Source organism: Pedobacter sp. GW821-FHT01D05 (assembly GCF_059422505.1).
Map to the genome: position 1 here is coordinate 960502 of NZ_JBWKXA010000001.1, position 25013 is coordinate 985514.

At 38.3% G+C, this 25013-nt stretch carries 22 protein-coding genes; 14 read left to right on the forward strand and 8 right to left on the reverse strand.

What is annotated here, in order from left to right; genetic code table 11:
* Positions 1-33 precede the first annotated feature (33 nt).
* From AC07VK_RS03830 to AC07VK_RS03845, 4 genes are all read left to right on the forward strand, one after another.
* Positions 34-1431 (forward strand): alpha-L-fucosidase, encoded by a 1398-nt coding sequence (locus tag AC07VK_RS03830; protein WP_492958457.1) that lies wholly within the window; start codon positions 34-36, stop codon positions 1429-1431.
* Positions 1431-3020, forward strand: coding sequence for a beta-N-acetylhexosaminidase (locus tag AC07VK_RS03835; RefSeq protein WP_492958459.1), 1590 nt, complete (start codon positions 1431-1433; stop codon positions 3018-3020). The genes AC07VK_RS03830 and AC07VK_RS03835 overlap by 1 nt, the downstream gene beginning before the upstream one ends.
* A 109-nt stretch (positions 3021-3129) precedes the next feature.
* Positions 3130-4632, forward strand: coding sequence for an alpha-L-fucosidase (locus tag AC07VK_RS03840; RefSeq protein WP_492958461.1), 1503 nt, complete (start codon positions 3130-3132; stop codon positions 4630-4632).
* 655 nt (positions 4633-5287) lie between these two features.
* Positions 5288-5563 carry a hypothetical protein gene (locus AC07VK_RS03845; RefSeq protein ID WP_492958463.1) on the forward strand — a complete coding sequence of 92 codons (276 nt, stop codon included), beginning with the start codon at positions 5288-5290 and terminating at the stop codon, positions 5561-5563.
* Positions 5564-5849: 286 nt separating this feature from the next.
* Here the strand turns inward: AC07VK_RS03845 and AC07VK_RS03850 are convergent, their stop codons facing one another.
* Positions 5850-6632: an HAD-IIA family hydrolase gene (locus AC07VK_RS03850; protein ID WP_029280385.1), complete on the reverse strand. Its 783-nt coding sequence runs from the start codon at positions 6630-6632 to the stop codon at positions 5850-5852.
* Between the two features lie 209 nt (positions 6633-6841).
* Between AC07VK_RS03850 and AC07VK_RS03855 the strand changes: the two genes are divergently transcribed.
* Complete coding sequence (locus AC07VK_RS03855) at positions 6842-7366, forward strand: hypothetical protein (RefSeq protein ID WP_492958465.1); 525 nt, start codon at positions 6842-6844, stop codon at positions 7364-7366.
* Positions 7367-7387: 21 nt separating this feature from the next.
* On the opposite strand, the gene AC07VK_RS03860 is transcribed toward AC07VK_RS03855, so the two are convergent.
* From AC07VK_RS03860 to AC07VK_RS03875, 4 genes are all read right to left on the reverse strand, one after another.
* Complete coding sequence (locus AC07VK_RS03860) at positions 7388-8116, reverse strand: esterase family protein (protein ID WP_492953352.1); 729 nt, start codon at positions 8114-8116, stop codon at positions 7388-7390.
* A gap of 66 nt (positions 8117-8182) precedes the next feature.
* Complete coding sequence (locus tag AC07VK_RS03865) at positions 8183-8851, reverse strand: SGNH/GDSL hydrolase family protein (protein WP_492958467.1); 669 nt, start codon at positions 8849-8851, stop codon at positions 8183-8185.
* A gap of 167 nt (positions 8852-9018) precedes the next feature.
* A complete protein-coding gene (locus tag AC07VK_RS03870; protein ID WP_492958469.1) occupies positions 9019-10104 on the reverse strand; it encodes a fatty acid desaturase family protein in 1086 nt (361 codons plus the stop codon).
* Between the two features lie 322 nt (positions 10105-10426).
* On the reverse strand, positions 10427-10597 hold the full coding sequence (locus tag AC07VK_RS03875) for a hypothetical protein (RefSeq protein ID WP_157258207.1): 171 nt from the start codon (positions 10595-10597) through the stop codon (positions 10427-10429).
* A gap of 429 nt (positions 10598-11026) precedes the next feature.
* Between AC07VK_RS03875 and AC07VK_RS03880 the strand changes: the two genes are divergently transcribed.
* The 4 genes from AC07VK_RS03880 to cysM all read left to right on the forward strand — a co-directional run bounded on the left by AC07VK_RS03880 (position 11027) and on the right by cysM (position 16074).
* Positions 11027-13633 (forward strand): DUF7133 domain-containing protein, encoded by a 2607-nt coding sequence (locus AC07VK_RS03880; protein WP_492958471.1) that lies wholly within the window; start codon positions 11027-11029, stop codon positions 13631-13633.
* 39 nt (positions 13634-13672) lie between these two features.
* Positions 13673-14155 carry a hypothetical protein gene (locus AC07VK_RS03885; RefSeq protein ID WP_492958473.1) on the forward strand — a complete coding sequence of 161 codons (483 nt, stop codon included), beginning with the start codon at positions 13673-13675 and terminating at the stop codon, positions 14153-14155.
* Positions 14156-14377: 222 nt separating this feature from the next.
* Positions 14378-15190 (forward strand): serine O-acetyltransferase EpsC, encoded by an 813-nt coding sequence (gene epsC, locus AC07VK_RS03890; protein WP_492958475.1) that lies wholly within the window; start codon positions 14378-14380, stop codon positions 15188-15190.
* Between the two features lie 11 nt (positions 15191-15201).
* Positions 15202-16074, forward strand: a complete 873-nt coding sequence (gene cysM, locus AC07VK_RS03895; protein WP_477582643.1) for a cysteine synthase CysM — start codon at positions 15202-15204, stop codon at positions 16072-16074.
* Between the two features lie 7 nt (positions 16075-16081).
* Here cysM and AC07VK_RS03900 read toward each other — a convergent pair whose 3' ends face one another.
* From AC07VK_RS03900 to AC07VK_RS03910, 3 genes are all read right to left on the reverse strand, one after another.
* Complete coding sequence (locus tag AC07VK_RS03900) at positions 16082-16474, reverse strand: response regulator transcription factor (RefSeq protein ID WP_492958477.1); 393 nt, start codon at positions 16472-16474, stop codon at positions 16082-16084.
* Between the two features lie 16 nt (positions 16475-16490).
* On the reverse strand, positions 16491-16808 hold the full coding sequence (locus AC07VK_RS03905; RefSeq protein ID WP_492953359.1) for a hypothetical protein: 318 nt from the start codon (positions 16806-16808) through the stop codon (positions 16491-16493).
* Positions 16809-17353: 545 nt separating this feature from the next.
* A complete protein-coding gene (locus AC07VK_RS03910; protein ID WP_492958479.1) occupies positions 17354-18940 on the reverse strand; it encodes a 7TM diverse intracellular signaling domain-containing protein in 1587 nt (528 codons plus the stop codon).
* Between the two features lie 155 nt (positions 18941-19095).
* Here AC07VK_RS03910 and AC07VK_RS03915 point away from each other — a divergent pair, with 155 nt between their 5' ends.
* The 5 genes from AC07VK_RS03915 (at position 19096) to pxpB (ending at position 25011) form a co-directional block, all read left to right on the forward strand.
* Positions 19096-20712 (forward strand): Na+/H+ antiporter, encoded by a 1617-nt coding sequence (locus tag AC07VK_RS03915; protein WP_492958481.1) that lies wholly within the window; start codon positions 19096-19098, stop codon positions 20710-20712.
* Positions 20713-20907: 195 nt separating this feature from the next.
* A complete protein-coding gene (locus AC07VK_RS03920) occupies positions 20908-21762 on the forward strand; it encodes a FimB/Mfa2 family fimbrial subunit (RefSeq protein WP_494939779.1) in 855 nt (284 codons plus the stop codon).
* A gap of 63 nt (positions 21763-21825) precedes the next feature.
* Entirely contained in the window at positions 21826-23139 is a 1314-nt protein-coding gene (locus tag AC07VK_RS03925) for an ATP-binding protein (RefSeq protein ID WP_492958485.1), read from the forward strand.
* A 52-nt stretch (positions 23140-23191) separates the two neighbouring features.
* Positions 23192-23965, forward strand: a complete 774-nt coding sequence (locus AC07VK_RS03930; RefSeq protein WP_492958487.1) for a GDSL-type esterase/lipase family protein — start codon at positions 23192-23194, stop codon at positions 23963-23965.
* 305 nt (positions 23966-24270) lie between these two features.
* The gene (gene pxpB / locus AC07VK_RS03935; protein ID WP_492958489.1) at positions 24271-25011 is read left to right on the forward strand and encodes a 5-oxoprolinase subunit PxpB; all 741 of its coding nucleotides are present in this window, start codon (positions 24271-24273) and stop codon (positions 25009-25011) included.
* Positions 25012-25013 lie beyond the last annotated feature (2 nt).

Consider the following 25013-nt stretch of genomic DNA (forward strand, 5'->3'; position numbering starts at 1 on the left):
GCTTATCTTTAATGTTTTAAACCATAATCAAAAATGAGAAAACTGCTTTTTTTAAGTCTGTTATTTGTACTGTTTGCCCAGCTATCGGTTGGGCAAACAGTGCAAAATAATGCCTTGGGACAGTTTAGGGCAGAAAAATTCGGTTTGTTTTTACATTGGGGTTTGTATGCGCAAACTGCTGGTGATTGGAAAGGCCATAAAGTAAAAGGTGGCGAGCATTTTATGCTATACGAACGCATTCCGGTACGAGAGTACGGAACCATTGCCGATCAATTTAATCCCATAAAGTTCGATGCAGATGCCTGGGTTAAACAAGCGAAAGAAGCAGGTATGAAGTATATCGTTTTTACAGCTAAACATCATGATGGTTTTGCCATGTATAACTCAGCCAGCAGCGATTATAACATTGTAAAAAGAAGTCCGTTTAAACGCGATCCAATTGCAGAGCTGGCAAAAGCCTGTAAAAAATACAACATCACACTTTGCCTTTATTATTCCTTAGGGAGAGATTGGCAAGATCCCGATGTGCCAACCAATTGGCCTGTAAAAGCGGGCAGAAGCAACACCTGGGATTATCCGAATGAAGATGGAAAGGTTTTTAACCGTTATTTCGAAAGGAAGGTTAAACCGCAAATTACAGAACTTTTAAGTAACTATGGCCCAATTGGTACACTTTGGTTCGATACGCCCGAACTTATCAGTAAAAAAGAGAGTGAAGAACTTAAAGCTTTAGTTCATAAATTACAACCAAACTGCTTGGTGAACAATAGAATTGGAAATGGTTATGGCGATTTTTCAATTTCTGAACAGTCTTTATCACCATCATCAAAAAAAGCCTGGGAGTCTTGTTTAACTATTGGCCAAAACTGGGGCTACAACAAACACGATAGTCTCTGGAAATCGCCAGAAATGCTGGTACGGCACTTGGTAGAAGTAGTAGCTAATGGTGGCAACCTGTTGTTAAATGTTGGCCCTAAAGGTGATGGTACCTTTCCGGATTGGGCAACTGTAAGATTAAAAGCTGTAGGTAAATGGATGGATGTTAATCACGAGGCCATTTACGCCAGCCACCCATGGTTAGCTGTAAAAGAAAACAGCTCAGAAAAGAGCGATAACATCTCCATCGAAGAAAGCAAAAACGCCATTAAGGATGCTGTTTTTGATGGTACACCAAAATCTGTAACGCCAGATGTTTATTATACCTCAAAAGATAAAACTGTATACGCTTTTCTAAGAAGCTGGAAAAGGTCAGATGTACTGCTAAAACAGATAAACAAAAGCACAATGTCTGTTAAAAATATCGAACTCCTGGGAAACAATGAAAAAATCAAATGGACAATAAACAACGAAGGGCTTGGCCTTGATTTACCAGGTGATTATAAAAAAGGGAACCAAATTCCTGTTTATGTATTAAAAATAACAGCCAATTAATGAGGTTACTATATGTATTAACTGTACTACTTGTTTGCTCAACGGCGTTTGCACAGCAACCCGGAATTATTCCTATGCCGTTGCAATTTGCAAAAGGTAGTGGTTACTTTACCCTTAATGATTACAGTAGCATTGGTTACAATAACGAACAGTTAAAAACTATAGCCTATTATTTTCAGAACGAATTATTAAGTCAAAAAGGAATTACCATTCAGCAGAAAGCAAGATCGGCAAATATTATGCTGGTATTAAAAGGAGGGAGGAAACATGCAGATTCGTGTGCTTATCAGATCAGTATCAAACCTGAACAGGTTACTGTTTCTGCAACATACCCAAATGGTATTTTTTATGGGCTGGTTTCGCTGTTGCAATTGGCCATAACCAATAAAAATAGCCAGCTTCCGGTAGCAGAGATAAGCGATGCACCAGCTTATGGCTGGCGTGGCTTTATGCTCGACGAATCGCGTCATTTTTTTGGCAAACAAAAAGTAAAATCCATTCTAAACTGGATGGCTTTTTATAAACTAAATACTTTTCATTGGCATTTAACCGATGAACCAGCCTGGCGCCTAGAAATCAAAAAATATCCTAATTTGGCCCTTATCGGTGGTATTGGTGATTATTTAAGCCCCAATTTGCCAGCACAGTTTTATACACAGGCAGATATTAGGGAAATTGTGGCCTACGCTGCCGAACGCTACATTAAAGTGATACCCGAAATTGATATGCCCGGACATGCTACTGCGGCCAATAAAGCCTATCCCGAGTATTCAGGAGGCGGTTCAGCTGGGCACCCAGAGTTTACCTTTAACCCTGGTCTGGAAAAAACGTACAGTTATTTAACCGATATTCTAAAAGAAACCAATGTGCTTTTCCCTGCCGGATTAATCCATTTAGGAGGAGATGAAGTGAGTTACGGAAATGAAAAGTGGAAAAGTAATGCCGATATTTTAAAACTCCGCGAACGCGAAAAGCTTAAGGATGATGCTGCGGTAGAACATTATTTTATGAAACGTATGGCCGATTCGCTCTATCAATTAAACGCCAAGGCTATTTTTTGGGATGAAATGGCCGAAGCCGATCTGCCGAAAGAGAAAACGATTATGTTTTGGTGGCGCCAGGAAAAACCTGCTCAGCTCCGCACCGCTTTAAGTAAAGGTTACCAAACGGTTTTATGTCCACGCTTGCCCCTGTATTTCGATTTTGTTCAGGATAGTACGCATCAATATGGAAGGAAATGGAACAAACTGTATAACCCCATTGAGCAGCTATACCAGTTCGATGCGCAGTCTTTTACTGAAAATGAAAAGGAAAAACAGCTTGTTTTAGGTATTCAGGCCAACCTTTGGACAGAAACAGTAGATAATGATAACCGTTTAGATTATTTGCTTTTTCCACGCATTGCTGCCCTGGCAGAAGCTGCATGGACACCGCAAAACCATAAGGATTTTAAAATCTTCAGTAATAGCTTAACCCAGCACCTGGCGCTTTATGGCAACGCAGGGCTTTATTATTATCACCCTTCAAAACCTTTGCAAAATCCCGAAATACCGGTTAGGAGAAAGAAACCCTTAAATTATAAAGATTAACAAGAACACGAATAAAATTTGAATATGAAACTGTCATGGTTTTCAAAATCACACCGTATAATGATTAAATCATGGCAGCTTCATCACAAAAGAAAACAAAATTAAACAGATGAAAAATATATTAAAGTTTGCCTTGGTTACCCTTGCTTCTGTAGCTGCAGTAAACCCTGCAAACGCACAATGGACAGGACCGAAGCGCAAGCCTACAAAAGAAGTTGAAGTTAAATACGGGACCTTAACACCACCACACCGTACCGATGCCGATATGGAAGCCTTTCGCAGTTACGGCTTAGGGCAGTTTATCCATTGGGGAATTTATTCTATAGCAGGTAACGAATGGAACGGCGTAAGTGCAAGGGGCGGCGCAGCGGCATCAGAATGGATTCGCTCATGGGCAGGGCCTACCGCACCAAAAGACTGGACCAAAACTTACGATAACTTATATAAACAATTTAACCCGAACAACTTCGATGCCAAACGGTGGGCTAAACAAGCTAAGGAAATGGGTGCGAAATATGTGATTTTTACCACCAAACACCATGATGGATTTGCACTTTGGCCAACCAAATATTCTGATTATAATGTTGCAGCATCGCCGTATAAAAAAGATATTGTAAAACAGATTGTAGATGCCTACACCGCCGAAGGTATTGATGTATATCTCTATTTCTCGATTTTAGAATGGAATAACCCTAATTATATGGGGAAAGCCCCAAAAACCGACGAGGAGAAAGAAAAATTCGGTAAATTTTTAGCTTATACCCGAAATCAGCTTTTAGAGCAACTGGATAACTATCCGAAAATTAAAGGTTTCTGGTTTGATGGTACCTGGGATGCCTCGTGGAAAAGCGCCTATGAATTTACCTACAATCTAGAAAAAGAACTTCGCGAAAAACACCCTGGATTAATTATCGGCTCGCGTTTCCGTAACGATGAACATGGCTCAAGACACTTCGATTCGAATGGCAATATTTTAGGCGATTACGAGCAGGGCTGGGAGCGTAAGTTACCTGCAGAATTTGAGTGGTTAAACGGTAACGATTGGGATGCGGTAATGACTATTCCGCCAAACGGTTGGGGATATATGAAAGATTGGTCGGGAATTTATACCAAAACTACCGACGATTTATTGGATATGCTGATGCATTCGGTATCGATGAATGGCAATTTTGTACTAAACTTTGGCCCCGATGGCCATGGAAATATGCATCCCGAAGAGGATAAAATTGCAAAGGAAATTGGCGAGTGGGTAAAACTAAATGCCGAGGCAGTATATGGAGTGCGCCATGCTGCATTAACGCCTTCCAAATTAGGCTACTTTACTCAAAAAGACGATAACCTTTATTTAACTGTTTTTAATCAACCCGTAAATGGCATTGTGCGCATTGCAGTGCCTAAAAATGCTAAACAGGTTCCGGGCACAGCAGCACTTTTGGTTGGGGGTAAAAATTTAACCTTAAAACCAGCAGACCTTGGATTGGATCTGGATAAGAATACCTATTACGATGTCATACTGCCGAAAGGTTTTCAACCCAGCAAAGCATTTGTAATTAAAATGAAACTGGTGGCACCAAAGGTAAAAGCAGCAAAGTTAATGGATGCTAAAATGTAGTCAGTTGGCCTCTCTTTAAATTTTTACGCCAAAGGTTTAAAGTAAATCATGCTATTGTTAGCGATCAGACCGGGCTTCGCGATAATAGGAGGCATTAGCCGAAGATCATAACCGGTTTTGATTTAAGATTTAAATGTAAAAGATGTGGTAATGAATAGGTTGATTAGTGCCCAATTTACCGTCTATACCAAGCATACATCAGACTGGTTATCTAATGTTAACCTTGGTAAATACATTTATTTGGTTAGTTAATGATTGCGTAGCGATGGATGTTGCTGCGCAATCTTAATTTTAACCTAATGGCTATAAATCCATATCATAATTATTAAATCAAATAATCGTTTAGCCCGATATCTTAATATAAATCGCGGGTGCAATAATATAAATCACGAGTGCAATAATATAAATCGCGGGTACGATAATCTAAATCGCGGGTACGGTAATATAAAACGCGGGTACAGTAATATAAATCGCGGGTGCGATAATATAAGACGCAGGTACGGTAATATAAATCGCGCTATCGGCCTGATACATTTAATATTGAATTAAAACTGCACTGCAACTTTAACAATTTCATAACGCTAGCTAACTATCTTACTAATAACATCGGTTCATCTTTGTTAAAAGGCCCTAGATAAATTTTAAGCACAATGATATGAGACTGATTTCTTGCGTAGCGCTATTAATGGTTATACCAGCAATTGGACTTTTAACCAAAGCGAATAAATTTACTGATGATAAAGGGCCCGAAATCCCAGTGCATGAGCACATTGTAAATGATTCAGCTTCATTGAAATTGTTTAATCATGTTGATACGACTGCTAAGTTTGAGGTTGCACCTGTTGTATTTGCAACTGATTATAGGTTGAATTTTTTTAAGCCTATATACCTCAACTCAGTACCTTTATTTACAATTAATAAAATAAAGTAGCCCAGCCTTTAATAAAATAAGAATAGAAGATTGTTATTAAATGGCGTCTTGATGTAGTGTCAGATATTTCTATCTGACACTCTATTTATTTAATTTAAATTCTGTGTTTTTCATAGGCTGTGTCATAGATATAGATTTGTCATCCTGAGCCTGTCGAAGGACCTGTTTTCATGTAGTGTCAGATATTTCTATCTGACACTTCGTTTGATCCTTTATTCCAATTCCAAAACGGTTCTCTCTGCCAGATGGTAACATCTTACACCACATTTAAGTTCGAAAATCTAAACTATTTACCTTCCCACCAGGCCAAAGGAAACTTAATCTCATCAACAGAGCTTGCAATCATATCGGGTTTAAAAGCATAATGCCCTAAAGTATCCTTGCTTGATATGCCCGAAAGTACCAGAATGGTTTTATATCCCATTTGTACACCTCCTTGTATATCAGTTTCCATGGTATCGCCAATAACAGTGGTTTCACTGGTTTCCAATCCCAGGAATTTACGTGCCGAGCGCATCATCACCGGACTTGGTTTGCCTGTAACAAACGCTTTTCTGCCGGTTGCTTCCTCAATCATGGCTGTGGTTGCCGCAATACCGAGGTTGTTCCATCCTGGTTTTTTAGGTGATGGATCTCTGTTTGTGGTGATGAATTTGGCTCCGGCAAGAATCATATCCACAGCACGCTGCACCATTTCGAGCGTAAAGTTTCTACCTTCTCCCAGTACCACAAATTCGGGATCGGTGTTTACCAGGGTAATACCATGATCGTGTAAACTGCTTAATAAACCACCTTCTCCTAACACATAAGCAGTACCATTTGGGCTTTGATCGGAAAGGAATTTACCTGTAGCCATCGCACTGGTGTATACATGGCTTTCTTCTACCTTTATCCCTAATCCTTTAAGTTTGCGTACTACTTCCAAAGCTGTTCTCTGACTGTTGTTAGTCATAAATGCAAAAGGAATATCTTCATCAATTAAGTTTTTAATGAATTTATCCGCACCAAATATCAATTCTTCCCCGCTATAAATCACCCCATCCATATCTATTAATAATCCTTGTTTCATGTTTTGTAGATTTAATCTGTTTATGTACAAACTTAATATTTTCTTGTTCAATCAGTGTTAATATAAAGTCTTTCGGTGGTCAGTTTTAACCCAAACTTATCCTGCTAAGTTTGAATAGTATTCCTTTCCTGTTCATTTATTTAATAAAAAATTAATGTTCGAATTGTAGCATATTCGAAATTTCTACCGTATTCATAAAAAATTAAACTATGAAAAACGCTTTTAAAGTAACCACCGTCTTTTTGATTGCATTAAGCATCTTGAATGCTTGCAAAAAGAAAACTGAAAACCAAATGGATTTTACCATTGACGCGCAAAATCTAACACCTTGTACTGAAGGAAGCTGCCTGTTTGAGTATGTTAATTATGCAGCAATGGCCGATCAGCAGATGGCACTTACAACTGGGCAATACCGGATTTTTATGGCCACGAAGAGTAATAGCTTCAGCACCATGCGGGTATATATTCAAGCACCTATGCAAGGTGATAAATTTTTATTAACTGATGCTGATATTCTGGCTGGAAAGGTAAAACATCTTTTTTCTTGCGCTTCATGCGACTATTTCAACTTAATTCCGATTGCAGGTACAGTTAAAGGAATTAAAGTGGCTAATACTAATAAATCAGCCGAAAAATGGTTACTTGATGCACACATTGTTGTGGCAGCCGAAAAATCTAAAATACCTGTAGATACCATCCACTTTAAACAATATTTTAATTTAGCAGTAAAATAAGATGAGGCGCTTATGTAATAATTAAATGTACATAGGCGCCATTTTTCGCCAATAGTGGGGGCGGTGTGCATTGCTCTCCCAGGTATGAAACTGATTGGGTATACCTTTCTCCCATAAAAGGCTGCTTAGGTGCTGGTTTCCACTTAGAAATGGATCTGTTTCACCTACGGCAAGAATAATTTCCATGTTTCTTACTGCTGATAGCAATCGATCATCGTTTAGGTTAGCAATATATTGCGCTGGCATATTAAAATAAACTTCATCGCTGTGAAATCCGTTCAGCAGGTCTCTAAAATCGCCAATATTATCGGTAAGGTCATATCTTCCACTTATACCAACGGCTTTTTTAAATAACCAGGGGTATTTCATGGCCAGGTTTATAGCATGGTAAGCACCCATGCTACAGCCAGCGGTTTCAACGTAACCGCCATCATTTTTCTGATAGATAAGCGATAATACTTCCTCAAGGAGATATTTTTCATATTGTAAATGCCGGTCTATGCGTACTGATGGATATACGTCGTCGTTATAAAAGCTTTCTCCATCTATGCTATCTACGCAGAAAATTTGGAGTTCGCCATTTTCAATCCGCGCACTTAAAGAAGCTATAATTCCCCAGTTTTCGTAATCGTAAAACCTGGCCATACGGGTAGGGAAAAAGATGACTGCTCTTCCGGCATGACCGAAAACCAATAGTTCCATATCCCGTTGAAGATTATGGCTGAACCATTTATGATATTCCCTGTTCATTGACTTCAATTCTTTTGTGGAAAATTAAGGCATGTATGTTATCAGGGTATTAATTAAGCGTAATGATTAACCTAATTTCTCTTTAACAGTAGTTGCCCATAAACGATAACCTTCTTCACTCAGGTGCAATCCATCGTGATCGTAAAGTGCAGGATTTGGCTTGCCTTCTTTGTTGAGCATTTTCTTAAATACATCAATAAATTTCCAGTTGCTATTGAGTTTAATAATTTCGCTTTCGATGAGGTTATTGGTATATCTAAACTGATCGGCCATTTGCCAGCGGGTAAGGCTGGGTTTTAGCGATATAAAATAACAGGGCAGTATGCCAAACCGCTGGTTAACTTTAGCCATCAACTGCTGGAAAAAGATAAATATCTCCTCAGGGTTTCTTCCATCGCCAAGGTCGTTATCGCCCGCGTATACCACAAGTGCCTTTGGCCTGTAGTCTATCATAATCCGCTCAAAAAACCATACGCATGCAGCTAATGTAGAGCCGCCAAAGCCTAAATTGGTTACTTTCATGTAATCGAAATCATCTTCGAGACTATTCCACAACCGGATAGATGAACTGCCATAGAAAATGACACCCGGATGCTCCCGATCTAAGCGGTGCGCCCGTTCCAATTGTTTAACTTCTTCTTCGTACCAGTACATACGGTTAAAGATAAAAAGATCTGCCTCTTGAAGAAATGTATTGTATGTTAAGTTTATGTTAGGTGTTGGTTCATTAGTCATTAGTCATTAGTCATTAGTACATTGGTCATACATATTGCTCAATTTACAGGAGCTCAAAATGTTAATGCCCTAAACTTCTTAATGATCAAAGAAACATAGTTTGAGAATTTTTACCATTGAGAGAATAATAACACTAATTTGAATTATCGCCCTTAAATCAATAGCCACTAAATTGTCTCAGGTTTCCCCATTCTCTTTAGGATGCGGTAATGGGAGCGAAGTGCCGATAAGAATGTGCTGTTTTCATGATAAGGCAACCCGAATTCCAGCGCGGTTTGTTTTACAATGATGGAGATCCGTCCGTAATGAACATGGCATATTTTAGGGAAAAGGTGGTGTTCTATCTGTCGGTTTAAGCCGCCAAGAAAAAACGCGGAGATTGGCGATTGCGTCGCAAAATTAGCTGTAGTACGCATCTGGTGTTCCGCCCAGGCTTCTTCCATATTGCCTTCTGCATTGGTTATTGGAAAAGTTGTTCCTTCTACTACATGAGCCAGTTGGAAAACCAGTCCCATGGTTAAGCCCTGAGCCATGTGTAAAACCACAAAACCGATTGCAATCTGCCACCACGCAAGCGGCATTATCAGTAGCGGTAAACCGATAAAAATAAAGTAGTACAAAAACTTATAGAAAAAGAGGTTAAAGTATTCGACCTTCGGATGCTTGTTCTGGCAGGCACCCACACTTTTTTGGAAAAACTTTTTATAGTCTTTACGGAACACCCAGGAAAGCGAAGCTAAGCTATATAAAGGGAAAGCATACCACTGCTGGAAACGTTGATGTGGTTTTAATTCATCTTCTGAACAGATGCGTATAAGTCCTGGTGCTACTTCAATATCTTCATCATGGCCAGGTATATTGGTATAGGTATGGTGCACTACATTGTGCGTAATGTTCCACACATACGGATTGGCACCAACCATATTAAATAGAAAACTAAAAAATGAATTGGTGCGTTTAGAACTCGAAAACGAACCGTGAATGGCATCATGGCAGATATTGAAACCAATAAATGCACAAGTAGCGCCAAGTAAAACGGTAAGTCCCAAAAGTATGGTGCTATGCACGTTCAAAAGGAGTATGGAAAAGTAAAGTCCCAGAAATATAGTAAGGAAAAGAAAGGCTTTAAACCACATCAGCGCGTTGGCATTGATGCTTCTATTGTTTTCTCTAAAGTCGTTGTTTACTCTGCGGCGAACTTCCGAGTAAAATGTATTCCCTGCTAAACAAGGGAATTTTGCTTTTAATTTCATGATCTTGTGCGCTAATCTACCCCATGTACGAGGTTGATAACTCCAAGTTCATTAAGCTTTATGTATAACCTGGCTAATTTGGCCAAGCTTAATTATAAACGTAAACTACTGTGTTTTAGTTTCGACGAAGTTAATAAATTAACTGTGATGCATCCTGCAATCAGGTTAAATAATTATGAATGTATTGACAAGAAAGTAAATCAGTTCTTTTGCAGACAGTGGTTTTATTAAACAAATTAACGATTAAGTGAAAATATTGGTCACTAATATTTTAGCTCCAGATTATATTCAACAGGAGAATTCAATTTAATTAAGATACAGACTACTCGCTGTAGTTCCTCTTATTAGCAGCATAAATATGGTACCAAATGTAAAAAATCCATATTAATACCACTGTGCTATAAACCAATTCGGGTTCGAATGAATCCCTGGTAATTAACAGCGCAATGGAGGAGATCAGGGCAGTCAGGAAGAAATAAAGAATATTTTTCATAACGTACTGATTTAATGAATGTTGGATTTGATAAATATAATAAAATATCTCCTTTGGAGCAAATGTTTTACGAAATAATTTACCCGATTCTGATGAAAGCGGTTTTTTATCTTATTTATAAGGTACTTTTTCTTCATTTAATTTGAGTTTTACTTGTTGTTATGCATAATTATAGCGGTTCGAAGCTTATTTAGTTGCTCATCATAATTAGTTTGAATTGTTGCTTTAAATTAATGTGGATCTTTATCAGGATAACGACTGTAAAGTTGTTTTACTTTAAAATGAAGTAAATAAGTTTAGAAAACAGTAAGTAAAAGTGCCAAATGGTTAAGAATTAACTTAAAATGCACAAAATTGTGGCACAAGAGAATTTATATTTTTTTGTAAGTTTACGCGGCACAACCACCAAGAAACCAATAACACACACAAATGATTAAATTTTCTTTAAGCTTAATTTCTTTTACACTAGTTTTTTTTGGATTAAAAAACTTCTTTAGCGAACCAAAAATACAACGCGTATCACCACCCGAATTAACAATAACCAATTTCGCAGGACCAGATGTTACACCCAGCCCAGCCTGTTTAGCCGTAGCACCAACCGGAGAAGTATATGTTGGTGTTGATATGATCGGCTCTTTGGGTAAAGATCCTGGTAAAGGCCATATTCTTAAATTGATAGATAAGGATAACGATGGTAAAATGGACGAACATGTAGATTTTGCCGAGGTGGATAATCCACGCGGTATTATTGTTCAAGGCAGCCAGGTATATGTATTACATACCACTTTTTCTAAAGAAACAAAACAGGCTACAGGCATGAATTTGGTTGTTTTCGAAGATAAAGATGGCGATGGAAAGGCAGACGGACCCGAAAAACCGCTTATAGAACATATCAGTAATGCCAAATATATCCGCGAACGTGGTACCGACCATGCTACAAATGGTATCAGAATGGGAATTGATGGATGGATTTACATTTCTGTAGGAGATTTTGGATTCCATGATGCGGTAGACCGTTCAGGTAAAAAACTAACCATGTTAGGCGGAGGGATTATGCGCGTTCGTCCGGACGGAACTGAAATGGAAGTATATACACATGGTACACGTAATGTTTATGATGTAGCTATCGATCCTTACATGAACGTTTTTACCAGAGAAAATACCAACGATGGCGGCGGGTGGAATGTTCGTTTCTCGCACCATATACAATCCGGTGAATATGGTTACCCGGTTTTATTTCAGAATTTTACCGACGAAATTATTCCTGCACTTGCAGATTTAGGTGGAGGATCGGGTACCGGAGCATTGTTTATGGATGAGCCAAACTGGCCTGAACAATATAACCACGTACCAATGATGGCCGATTGGGGCAGAAGCATGTTATATATTCATAGAGTAACTGCCGATGGAGCAACTTTTACACAAAAAGATGAGGATTTTATTAAACTACCTCAGATTACCGATCTTGATGTAGACGGTTCAGGAAGACTCTATCTGTCGGCTTGGGATGGTGCAGGTTATTCTGGAAGTCCTAATAAAGGTTACATTGTTCGTGCAGTGCCAAACAACTGGACATACAAAGCATTTCCCGATGTTAAAAAAGCTTCAATTAAAAAACTAACCGAGCTACTTAAATCGAATAGTGCAGTAGGCCGTTTAACTGCTTCGCAGGAATTGGTTTTGCGTAACAATAAACAAGCTATCGCAACAGCCTTAAAAGTGGCTTCCGATCAGAGTTTAGCACTTGATGTTCGTATAGCTGGTATTTATACCTATGCACAGCTCACCAAAGAAAATGGTATCGCTACTTTAGTTGAATTTACCAAAGATAAAGAAATTAAGGAATTTGCTTTAAAAGCATTAGCTGACCGTAAAGCCAATATCGACAAAGTACCGGTTGAGCCATTTTTAGAAGGCTTAAAGGATCCTTCTCTTCGTGTTCAGGCTGCTTCGATAATCGGTTTAAACCGATTAGGCAGGGCAGAAGTTGCCAATGTGCTTTTACAAACGAAGGTGCCTGCTTCATTTACAGCACCTGCCAAAGGTACTGAAGGTCCTCATGCAACACCAAATTCAGCCATTATTTTGCCTCACTTAGCTGTTAGGGCCTTAGTTGATCTTCAGGCGGTAGATGCTTTGCTTGCTGCAGTTAAAACTGAAAATTCTACTCTTGCGCTTTGGGCCTTACGTTATATACATACCGAAAAAGGGGTTAACGGACTGATCGAAAACTACAAACAATCGACAGACGAAAAATTAAAACAGCAGATTCTGGTTACTTTAGGCCGTTTGTATAAAAAAGAAATTGCTTATGATGCTTCTTGGTGGTGGGGTACACGTCCCGATTCTCATGGACCATATTTTAAAGCCGTTTCATGGGAAGGTTCTCCTATTATCGAGAAATTTCTGAAAGAAGAGGCTATAAAAGCCGGAGCAAAGGGAAAACAGTTTTACGTTGATTTAAATGCACGTCAAAGGATGGATATTCCTGAATTTGCTGAAGAAGAAAAAGTAGCGGCAGCTGAAGAACCAAAAATTGATCTGGATAAAATTAAAAACAAAAAAGGTCAGGTGGGTAAATCATCTATCGAAGATGTATTATTGGCTATCAATAAATTACAGGGTGATCCATTAAAAGGAAAAAACATTTTCAATAATCAAGGTTGTATTGCCTGCCATAGCTTAAGCAAAAGTGAAAAAATGAAAGGTCCTTTTATGGGACAGATCGGCTCTATTATGAACCGTGAGCAGATTGCAGAATCGATATTAAAACCTAATGCTTCAATTTCCCAGGGATTTGCTTCAGTAATGATTAGCGCCAAAGGCGACCGTACTTATATGGGCTTTATTACAGAAGAAACAGCTGCTAAAGTGGTGGTTCGTAATATCGCGGGAGAGGTTTTTACCATTAAAGCTGGCGATATCCTGTCAAGAAAAGAAATGGAAACTTCGATGATGCCGGAAGGTTTGGCCAATTCATTATCATATGAAGAACTGGCTTCGTTAGTTTCTTTCTTATCTGAACAAAAGAAATAGGTTCTCGCAATAGAATTTGATAATGGTGATTCGTAACCCATGAAAAAAAATCAGCTTATCACCATTATTTGTACCATCATAACCTTGTTTTGCTCAACGATAGCAGCAGGGCAAAACAAGGAAATTGATTCAACTTTTAAGATGCCTTCGCATCCAAGGTTATTGATCAGCCATGAGCTTGAAGAACAGATCTTAGACAATGTAAAGCGCGATGCGAAGTTTAATCAAATCCACCAAGCCATACTATCAGAAGCAGATCATGTTTTAAATAAACCCGTACTAGAGCGGGTGATGATTGGAAAACGTTTGCTTGATGTATGCCAAAGCGAAGTTAAAATGAAAACCTGGTCAACAGATCCGGTAACCGATTATGATGCTAAAAATCCGGGGACTTCTATTGTAGGATTCGAAGTAAGGCTCAAAGCTGATAGTAAACAGGCCATATCGGTTTTTCTAGATGCCGGGAAGCCATCACAAAAGAACTTTTCTGCTAAGCCGATAGGCAGCTGGCCTAAAAAATAAGTAAGCTTGGTAGCTGATGTGTTTTCAGCTTTACCTTTTATGGTTTGATTTTACTGATAATTCTTTCTAAAAGCAATATTCATGTATTTTATTGTTATTGTCGAGCAATTTTTGTCATAAAAATGCGCCAGTTGTTTTGGTTTAAAAAAACAAAACTTACATTTAGCGATTAAATCTATATACCTAGTCGATGAGCAGATCGGGCAGGTATGACCACCAGTTATGGAAGACCATTTTTTTGAACAAATTATTAAGAACCCTCTTGAACAACCAAATATTCCACCCAATGAAGTGATATCCCTTTGGGCAGAAAAGCTAATTCAAGTGCTTTTTCCAGAAAATTCTCCTAAAGTATTTTCAACAATTACAGATATAAAAGAATATGTTGCTGTTTTGGAGCTTGAACTTTATGGTATCATATCAGCCAGTTGTAAGCTTAAAAATAGCGACTGTAAAAATGCAGCAGGTCAGTTTTTTGAAGAACTGCCAGAACTTTACCGTGTATTGAATACCGATATAGTAGCGATTTATGAAGGCGATCCGGCTGCACAGAGCAGGTTTGAAGTAATTAGAACTTATCCCGGTTTTTATGCCATCTGTTTCTATAGAATTGCCCATACGCTTTATAATTTCGGTATACCGCTGGTTCCAAGAATTCTTACCGAATATGCCCATTCTAAAACAGGCATTGATATCCATCCGGCAGCCAGTATTGGCGAATACTTCCATATTGATCATGGAACTGGGATTGTTATTGGCGAAACCAGTACAATAGGCCGTTATGTGAAACTTTATCAAGGAGTAACACTCGGCGCTTTGAGTGTTAAAAAAACATTAGCAGGCAGCAAACGTCATCCAACGGTAGAAGATAGAGTGGTAATCTATTCTGGGGCAACCATACTGGGTGGCGAAACCATCATTGGGCACGATAGCATCATCGGCGGAAATGTGTGGCTTACAGAAAGTATCCCAGCTTTTTCTACGGCTTATCATTCTCCAATAATTACAATTAGGAATCATAAAGAAACCAATTAATATATTAAAATATGGCAGGAATAATCGATCTGATCGGAAATACGCCAATGGCTGAACTTCAAAAGCTGAATATTAACCCAGCTGTAAGGGTATTTGCCAAATTAGAAGGAAACAATCCCGGCGGCAGTGTTAAAGACAGGGCGTCGCTCAACATGATCAGAAGCGCGATAGAACGTGGCGATATAGCTCCTGGAACTAAACTGGTAGAGGCCACAAGTGGTAATACCGGAATTGCATTGGCTATGATTGCAAGTTTATATAACCTGGAAATCGAACTGGTTATGCCAGCCAATTCAACACGCGAACGTAAGGTAACTATGGAAGCCTTTGGTGCAAAAGTAACCCTGTTAGAAAGCATAGAAGAATGCAGGGATTATGCAGAAGAAAAAGGCGTTTCAAAGGGATATTTTTTATTAAATCAATTTGCAAACCCTGATAATTACCTGGCTCATTATAAAACAACCGGACCAGAAATATGGAGAGATACCGAGGGGCAGATTACGCATTTTGTAAGTTCTATGGGAACAACGGGGACCATCATGGGCTGTTCCCGGTTTTTTAAGGAAAAAGATAATAATATCCAGATTGTAGGCTGTCAGCCTACTGAGGGCTCTTCTATTCCGGGCATCAGGCGCTGGCCTGAAGAATATCTGCCAAAAATATTCGATCCGCTACGGGTAGATCGGGTAATGGATATTGCGCAGGAAGAAGCAACCCTAATGTCGAGAAGAATGGCTAAAGAAGAAGGTTTATTTGCCGGCATGAGCTCGGGCGGTGCCTGCGCAGCGGCTTTGAAACTTGCTGGTGAACTGGATAAAGGAACCATTGTTTTTATTGCCTGCGATCGGGGAGACCGCTACCTGAGCAGCGATCTTTTTGGTTGAGCATCAATCACTGATCTTGTTGGGCTTTTTTTGATAAAAGCATGCCAACCCTTTGAATAATGATTTCCATGTCAAATGGTTTTTCTATGTAATCATCCCAATGCGTTTTGTAATAAGCACTATCATGTATGCCATTTCTTGATGACATGAGTAGGATAGGAATGGCCCCATGAATGGATAGTTTTAGTTCTGTACATATCGCCCTTCCATCGGTCATACCAAGCAAAATATCGATTACAATAACATCAGGTTGGAAAGCAGCTACTTTAGCATGTAAATCCATCGTATTGGAAAGATTCATCGTAATGTATCCTTCAAATTCGAAGATCATCTTTATGGCATCAAGTGTTGCCGGGTGATCTTCAATAATTAATATTTTTGGTGGGGATAAAGCAAACATTTCTTTGCGTTATTAATTAAGGAAAGCTAAGATTACCAGTACCTCGCTTTTTAAGCAATAACTCAAATATTTTCGAGTCTGTTCTGGTGAGGCTATCAAGAGAATTGCGCAGGCTCTGGTTTACCAGACTTAAATTGGTAAACATCGTTCTCAGGTTATCGTTTTCATCTCGCAGCTCCAAAAGCTCATTGGCAATACCCCCAAAATCTCTAATCCAGCTGTCAAAACAGTCTTTATCAATTTCTAATGCGTTATAAATTTCTTCAGGATCTCGGCCGTTGTAAAATTCTTGTATGCTTTCGATAATTTTGGCAGGAGTGTTATTCAGTTTCATGGTTGGTTTTCCAGATGCTGTTTGCACAGAAGGCTAAACCGTCCCCTGTTTAGATCTCCTGTGGCACAGCAATATTTTAAAAAGTTTTTATTTAGGGATAAGGACAAAGAAATAGAGCATTTAAAGATTATCAAAATTTTTGTCTACGCAGTAATACGCACCAATTTTAAATGTTTGGATTTCAGGTAGTAAAATAAAATGTAATTGGTATTCGGTTCATTATATATAGTTCTTGATGAATTAGCGTTTTAAATAAACCATGCCGCCAGGCGTGTAACAAATCATCCCGGAAAAGACCGTTTCTGTCGACATGGTTAAAAATATGAGTACAATCCAGAGGCATTAAGCCTGTTTGGTTAAAAAACGGTATCGCACCGCTTGCACTCTATCAGCTATATGCAAAGAGGGTGCGGCAGGTGGATCTTAGCGATACGCATTTCTACGCATAAGTGTTTAAGTTGTTGTAGTATAGTGTGTTATGTGGTTGGTGCTAATTTGTTGTTGAAATAAAGGCAAAGAAAAAGTAACCTATTTTTGTATATTATTTAGGACGATTTGGTGAGATCTAACATCCAAGCGTGCATATTCGTTTCGCCATCTATCCCCAGTTTTTTACGAATTCTATATTTGCGGCTTTCTACAGCACGTACACTAAGTTTGCAGGTTCTGGCAATTTCTTTAGTATCAAAATTTAACAAGATGTAAGCACAAAGTGTTAACTCAGCCGGTAGTAGTTGTGGCGAAATCTGAAGTAATCTTTCGATAAAGGTAGATTCAGCCTCACTAAACCGTTTCATAAATGAAGGGTCTCTGGCGTGTGCAAGTTCGATAAGTGCTTTTAAAGAAAAATGTTCAACAGATTTTTCTGTTTTTGCATCGAGCTGTTTACGGTAACCTTCCACCTGTTCTTGAAGCAGAATACGTTGCCTTCGAAAATGCGCATTATGTCGCGTTAATAACCTTAATCGTTGGCCATAAAGACCGAGGCTGATGAGTATTCCTTCAATTATTCCGGCTAAAGTGAGTAAATTATAACTGTAAGATTGGAAGGGTATTAACGCTGATAAGCAAAAAACAAGGTAAATAGAAACCAAGGCCACGGGGATCCATCCCAGTACGTAACACCAGATAAGAGGATTTTTTTTAGCATAACCACGGATGATAATCACTTTAATGCTACTGAACAGAAAAAATAATGAGGTTAATAAAAATAAAACATGCGTAAGTACATTGGTGATGCTTCTGGCATCCCATAAAGAGCAGATTAGGATTAAACCCCATCCAAACAGTAATACTTTGAAGAATTTATTGAGCTGCGGAAGTTGGCGTTTAAGTTTTAAAAAATAACTGTTAAACAAAATCGTAGCAATGTAACCGGCTGCAATAAAAAAATGGGCATGCACTAAAATAAACCTGGCTATCGAAGGGCCTAGCAATAAGCTATAACCTTGCAGATAACAGACCATTACAATGAAATAAAGCAAAATGATCCTTGCTATATATAGCGCAAAGAGTTTACTCCGCGTAGCAACGAACATAAAGACGTGAAAAATGAGAATCATCAATGCAATGCCCATATAAACAGGTTGCACGCTATGTGCTTTAAATAAAGCATGGTTTAATACCGATTCGGTAACTAATTTAACTGGTACAAGTAAAGTATTCATTGCCCGCATTCTTACGTATACTTCGCCAATTGGTGTTTTTACCTGCTTTAAGGGAAATACATAGCCGGTACCCAGAATGTTATCATTTTGTTTCAGGTTGAACATGCCAGCGCTCATCTGCTTTATCATCCCGCGTTCATCGCGATAAAATACGGTAATAGAATCGATGTTTGCATAATCGATAAACAGATAAGGAGTGGTTTGATTGATATTTTTAAAACGGAGCTTCATCCACCATACTTTTCCGCTGGTTCCACCGTTAAAAATTGCTGACTTGCCTTTTGAAAAACGTTCTGGCTTAAATTGCGCTATCTTTTCAAAAGATGTTGTTTCGAGCGTGTCCTGCCAAAAGTATCCTGCTTTGCCAACGTTAACAAAAGTTTGTTTCTCTACCTGGATCATTGGTTGAGCTATGCAAAGACTGCTTTCTATCAAGAAAGCAATAAGAATAAAAATGGTCTTCATTAATTAAACCAATGTAAAAAAGCTGGGATGACTTATTACAGGGGAGAAATTATAGCTTTATAATAGAAAATCCAAATTTTATCTGAAAAAAGAACATAATGTTAATGGTTTGGCATTCGTTTCAAATTTGTATTTTAGATCAAGCCCCAAATTATATGCACCAGCTGATTATACAATACGCTTTCTTACTTGCAATTATTCTGTTCGTGGTAATGCTCGCACAAAAAATCCGTGTGGCATATCCTATTTTATTGGTAATGGCAGGTTTAGCCTTAAGTTTTTTACCAGTACTTCGTAATATTGAGATTGAACCAGAGCTCATATTTGTAATCTTTTTACCTCCATTGTTGTATGAAGCTGCCTGGAACACTTCATGGAAAGATTTCTGGAAGTGGCGTAGGGTAATCAGCAGTTTTGCTTTTCCAATTGTTATTCTTACTTCTAGTATTGTTGCGCTAATTTCTCAAAGTCTGATTCCAGGTTTTACATGGGCCCTGGGCTTTTTGTTGGGTGGTATTATTTCTCCACCAGATGCGGTATCGGCATCAGCCATACTTAAAAATGTTAAAGTGCCTAAAAGGCTCACCACAATATTGGAAGGCGAAAGTTTACTAAACGATGCATCCAGTTTAGTGGTGTTTCGCTTTGCTTTAGCCGCAGTAATGACCGGAAGTTTCGTGTTTAGTAAGGCTGCTGGTAATTTTGTAATTGTTATTGTAATGGGCATTTTGGTAGGAATTGTAGTAGCCTTAGTCTTTTATGCTTTGCACCGATGGTTGCCAACCACTACAAATATTGATATTATCCTTACTTTTTTAACGCCCTATGTAATGTATATAACTGCAGAGGAGTTTGGGTTTTCTGGCGTATTGGCTGTAGTGAGCGGTGGCTTGTTTCTTTCGGCCAGGAGAGACCAGATTCTTACCCACCGGAGCAGGTTACAGGGGATAAATGTTTGGGAAGCTGTAGCTTTTGTGCTGAATGGCTTTGTTTTCTTGTTAATCGGCCTAGAGTTTCCGGTGATTATTCGTGGTTTGGGCAACGATGGGCTTTTACCAGCTATCCGTTACAGTGCCATTATTTGCACGGTTTTAATTGTTACGAGGTTAGCCAGTACCTATGGTGCATTATACTTTACGCGTTTCATTAGTCGTTATATTACCACTGCCGATCCTAATCCAAGTTTGAAAGCACCCTTGCTTTTTGGCTGGGCAGGAATGAGAGGAGTAGTTTCTTTGGCTGCAGCGCTTTCTATTCCGGTAGCATTAAAATCAGGCGAAGCTTTTCCTCAGCGTAACTTAATCTTGTTTATCACTTTTAGTGTAATATTGGTTACTTTAGTTTTGCAAGGTTTAACATTACCAGCATTGATAAAATGGGTAGATATGCCCGATCCGGATTATACCGTTCCTTTCGAGCAACAAAAACAAATGGTGAGAAAGAAATTATCCATGTTATCGCTTAAAATTCTGGATGAAAAGTATCACGATGCCTTGTTGCATAACGATATGATTAGATCGATAAAAATTCGGATTGAGGCAGAAATGGAATTATTGAGAGATTGGGAAAAAGAAGAAAACATTTCAAGGTCTGACGGTTTTTATCACGACTATCGCATTGCACTTGAAGATATTATGGCTGAGCAGCGTATTTTATTGAAAGGACTAAATAAAAAAGAGCAGATTAATGATGAGCTGATTCGGGAACAATTAGAGCTGCTTGATCTGGAAGAAGAAAAACTTCGCAGGCATTTTAGTCACCGGGATATATAACCATCAGGTTCTTTTTTACGGTACCATTGCTCAGTTTATGCAATTAAATGTATAATAATAGTAGCGTAATGTGCCCACATTGTGCGGTGTTATACATGCATGTTTACACTACATAGCTGTAATTTCGGATGTCGTTTATCTGATGAAATAAAAGCTATGAAAACAAACTATTTTTTAAAAAGAATCATTTTTTTGATGCTTGCTAGCCTGGCAATGCTTTCGTGTAAGAAAAATATTAATGAACATCCTGAAGAAGGAGGCAAAAAACAAACTGTAAAATTTATGGTTACGGGGGCTAATAATGATCTGGGAACGGCAGGATCTGCGGTAAATGCCCCGCTTAAAGATTTGATTAAACAGTTAACAATTGTGGTTTATCAATCTTTTACCGGACAAGAGTATACCCGTGTTACCCAGCTCGCTACCGACCCTAATTTTGGGGAGCTTAGTTTAGACCTCCCGCTTAATACCTATAATTTTGTAGCTATCGGTTCGAGGTCGTTATTTGGCATTAATCAATTTTATCAGGGTGCTACCAATACCGTTATTTTGCCTTTTAATGAAGGGAATATGCAATATTGGCAACCTAATCAATCTCCATCCGAAAAATTATACAAAACAGATGATACGTTTGTAGCAACCATTATGAACACTATAAATGCCAATCAGACTATTAATTTAAATATGGATAGGATTGTGGGTAAGCTGGAAGTGCTTGTAGAAGATGTGGCCAATTACGAAGTTGATGTAAATAACGAAGCAACAGGTTTTCTATTTGCCGCAAAAACATCATTTGGCAGTATTGAAAATGATTTTGGCTATATCGTAAATAACACAAAAGGCCCAATTAGTATTTATATTCTCCGTACCGATAAACCTTTGGAAATTGAAGTGAGCGGAGGCGGAAAAAGACGATCGCTTTCTGTTCCGGTTTATAAAAACAAAAGAACGGTGGTAAAGGGCAAATTATTAGCGCCTATTGGCAAAGTTGGGTTTAGCTTTGTCATTAATGATAAATGGCTGGCTGATACCACGCTCGTAACACTCTAAACCGGTCATTTAATGTTGTGTATATAACTCGTAATACGCAATATCCTAAATGATTAAAATATAATGATATATTTGCTAATTAATTTAGTAAGCATGTCGGTAAAGGTTAATATTACTTCAAAAGGAATACAAAAGGTACTCAAAAACTATAATGAAAAGCAAGCCATTGCGGAGTACATTTGGAATGGTTTTGATGCCAATGCGAACACCATACGGGTAGATTATGTAGCCAATTCGCTTGGCCTTTTAGCGCAGTTAACCATTGCTGATAATGGCTATGGAATTAATTCTGATCGCTTACAACAAAAATTCGATCCGTTCTTCGAATCTGAAAAATCCATTCAGATTGTAGCGCCAAAGCATACCTCAAAAATGCATGGCCGTAATGGAGTAGGGAGGCTTACTTTTTTTACTTTTGCGCATGATGCCGTGTGGCATACCACTTACCAATCAGAACAAGGGTTTCGTTATGGCGAAATACACATTAGCACTGGTGGTTTAAATAGTTATAGTCACGATTTTACCACCGCTCCAAGCAGTTCTGGCGAGACTGGAACAACTGTTTCATTCACTAATCTGAAAATCAGTCAGCAAGATATAGAAGAAACGATACTTCCTTTTCTGATAAACGAATTCTGTTGGTTTATTGAATTGAACAGGCATAAAAACTATTCAGTTATTGTAAATGGCAAAGCATTGGATTTTAGCAGCAATGTTAAAACTTTAGAAGAGTTTAATCTTTTTTACCCCGATACAGCCGTTACTTTTAAGATTAAATACGTTCATTGGAAAGAAAACCTGCATAAGGAACTGTCTAAATATTATTTCTTGGCCGGTGGTGAAGAAATTTATAAAGATTACACTACCTTAAATAAAAAGAGCGACGATTATTTCCATAGTGTATATATCGATAGTGATTTTTTTCGTGATTTCGATTTTAAGAGTTTCGAAAATGAAGGACAGGTGGCCATATTTGGTGCGGCTAAATCTTCCCCAGAATACCGGTTTCTAATTAAAGCGTTAACGGAATATCTTAAAAGTAAACGTAAACCATTTTTAAAAGAATATGCCAATCGCCTCATTGAAACTTACGAGCAGGATGAAATATTTCCGGTTTATGCTACCGAAAGAGAAAAAGAATTAAGGAAACCAGCGCTGGTTAATTTAATTAAGGCATTATATGAAGTAGAACCTAAATTGTTTAGTAGTTTGAATACCGATCAGAAGAAAACTTTTGTGCGCCTGATCGATCTTTTAATGCGCGCTAACCTGCATGATGAGATTTTTGAAATGTTCAATGGCATTATCGAATTAGAGGCCGAAGAGCAGGATGAGCTATTGCAATTGATAAAAGACCTTGAACCAGCGAAAAATTAGATTGATACTCGTAAGTAATTTAGTAATTTGTTGCCGATAAAAACAGCTTTAGATGAAAAGATACCTATTATTGATTGGCATTTTACTAATTAATATCACATTATTATCTGCACAGGATAAAAAGCATAATCTCAATATTGTTTTTATCGGTAATAGTATCACGCAAGGCGTCCAGATTGCCAATGCTGCTGATGCTCCGCCCGCTATAGCCGTAGCTTATTTGCTTAAGCAAAAAGGAATAAACGAAGTTAAATTCAGCAATCAGGGACATAGCGGCTACACCACTCTCGATTTTTTACCCAGTGCTGGCCGTACTTTTAACAAAGTTGAAGAAGCGGCTAATGCATTTACCGATAAAGAGGCGTTGCTGGTTTTTTCGTTAAAGCTTGGTACCAACGATAGTGCTATAAAAGGACCGCATGGCGCTCCGGTTTCGCCTGACCGATATATTGAAAATGTAAAAACTATTGTGGATAAGCTATTGGCCGATTTTCCTAAGGCCATTGTTGTGCTGCATCATCCTATATGGTATAGCACCAACACCTATAATAGCTCAAAATATATGGAAGAGGGCTTGTTGAGATTACAGACTTACATTCCAAAAATTGATAGCCTGGTTTCAAGTTATAGTTTAACCAAACCTAAACATGTTTTTGTGGGAGATAAAAAAGCATTTGGTTATTTTAAAAAGCATCACCTTACCGAGTTGATTCCTGAAAAGGGGCAAGCGGGTACTTTTTACCTGCATCCAAATAAATTAGGCGCCGCATCTTTAGGCGAATTTTGGGGCAAGGCAATTGAACGGGTAGTGAAAAAGAATTTTTAAGTCCCTGCCTTGCTGTTCATTTTAATAGATTACTAAAAATCAAGTAAATCTTTTCGGTGGAGCCCTTTAGCCAGCTCGAAATATTGGATAAACTAAAAAATTATTGAATTTAAACCATTGGTATAAGCATAATAATGTCCGTATAGCCATTTAAAAACCCCTTCTTTATTGTTTTTTGCGCATAATTAGTTACGATTATTCACAAAACTTGTGATTTTAATATTATATAATCATTTTTATAGCGGCAGTTTAGTTGTTACCCCATTTTATGAAGATCATTTATTATTAAATCTTACTGTTTTTCTATGAACGAGCAGCTAGGATATTTTGAAACAGACACTCCCTTAAAAATTTACGGGCTGAGCGAAAAATCGGTAACAATTACATTTGGAACGGCAATCGATAACGATTTGCTGGGCCTGATTACTGATTTTAACCAGTTGTTGTTGCAAAATCCTTTTTCTGGTTTAATTACCACTGTTCCAGCTTATACTACATTAACTGTTTTTTTTGATCCCTTAAATGTGATGTTGTCAGATCTTCCGGGACAGGTTTGTTTCGACAAGGTATCAGCACATTTAAATAAAATTGCACATATAAAAAGAGAAAAATCAAGGATAACAGCTGATAAGCTGATTATTCCTGTATGTTATGGTGGCGATTTCGGACAGGATCTTTTAACGGTAGCCCGCACAAACAAGCTTAGCGAAACTGAGGTAATTGATATACATACTGCCGGGCAATATATTGTTTTCATGATCGGCTTTGTGCCAGGTTTCGCCTATATGGGCGGAATGGATGCCAGATTATCAACCCCGAGAAAAGAGGTTCCTAATGCTAAAATACCTGCCGGATCTGTAGGTATTGCAGGGAATCAAACGGGCATTTATCCTATGGAAACACCTGGTGGATGGCAGATTATTGGAAGAACGCCATTAAAGATATTTGATGTAAACCGTTTACAGCCATCACTTTTAAATGGAGGTGATGTGGTTACTTTTAAAGCCATTGGTATAAAGGATTTTAATGCTTATGCTGAAATATGAGT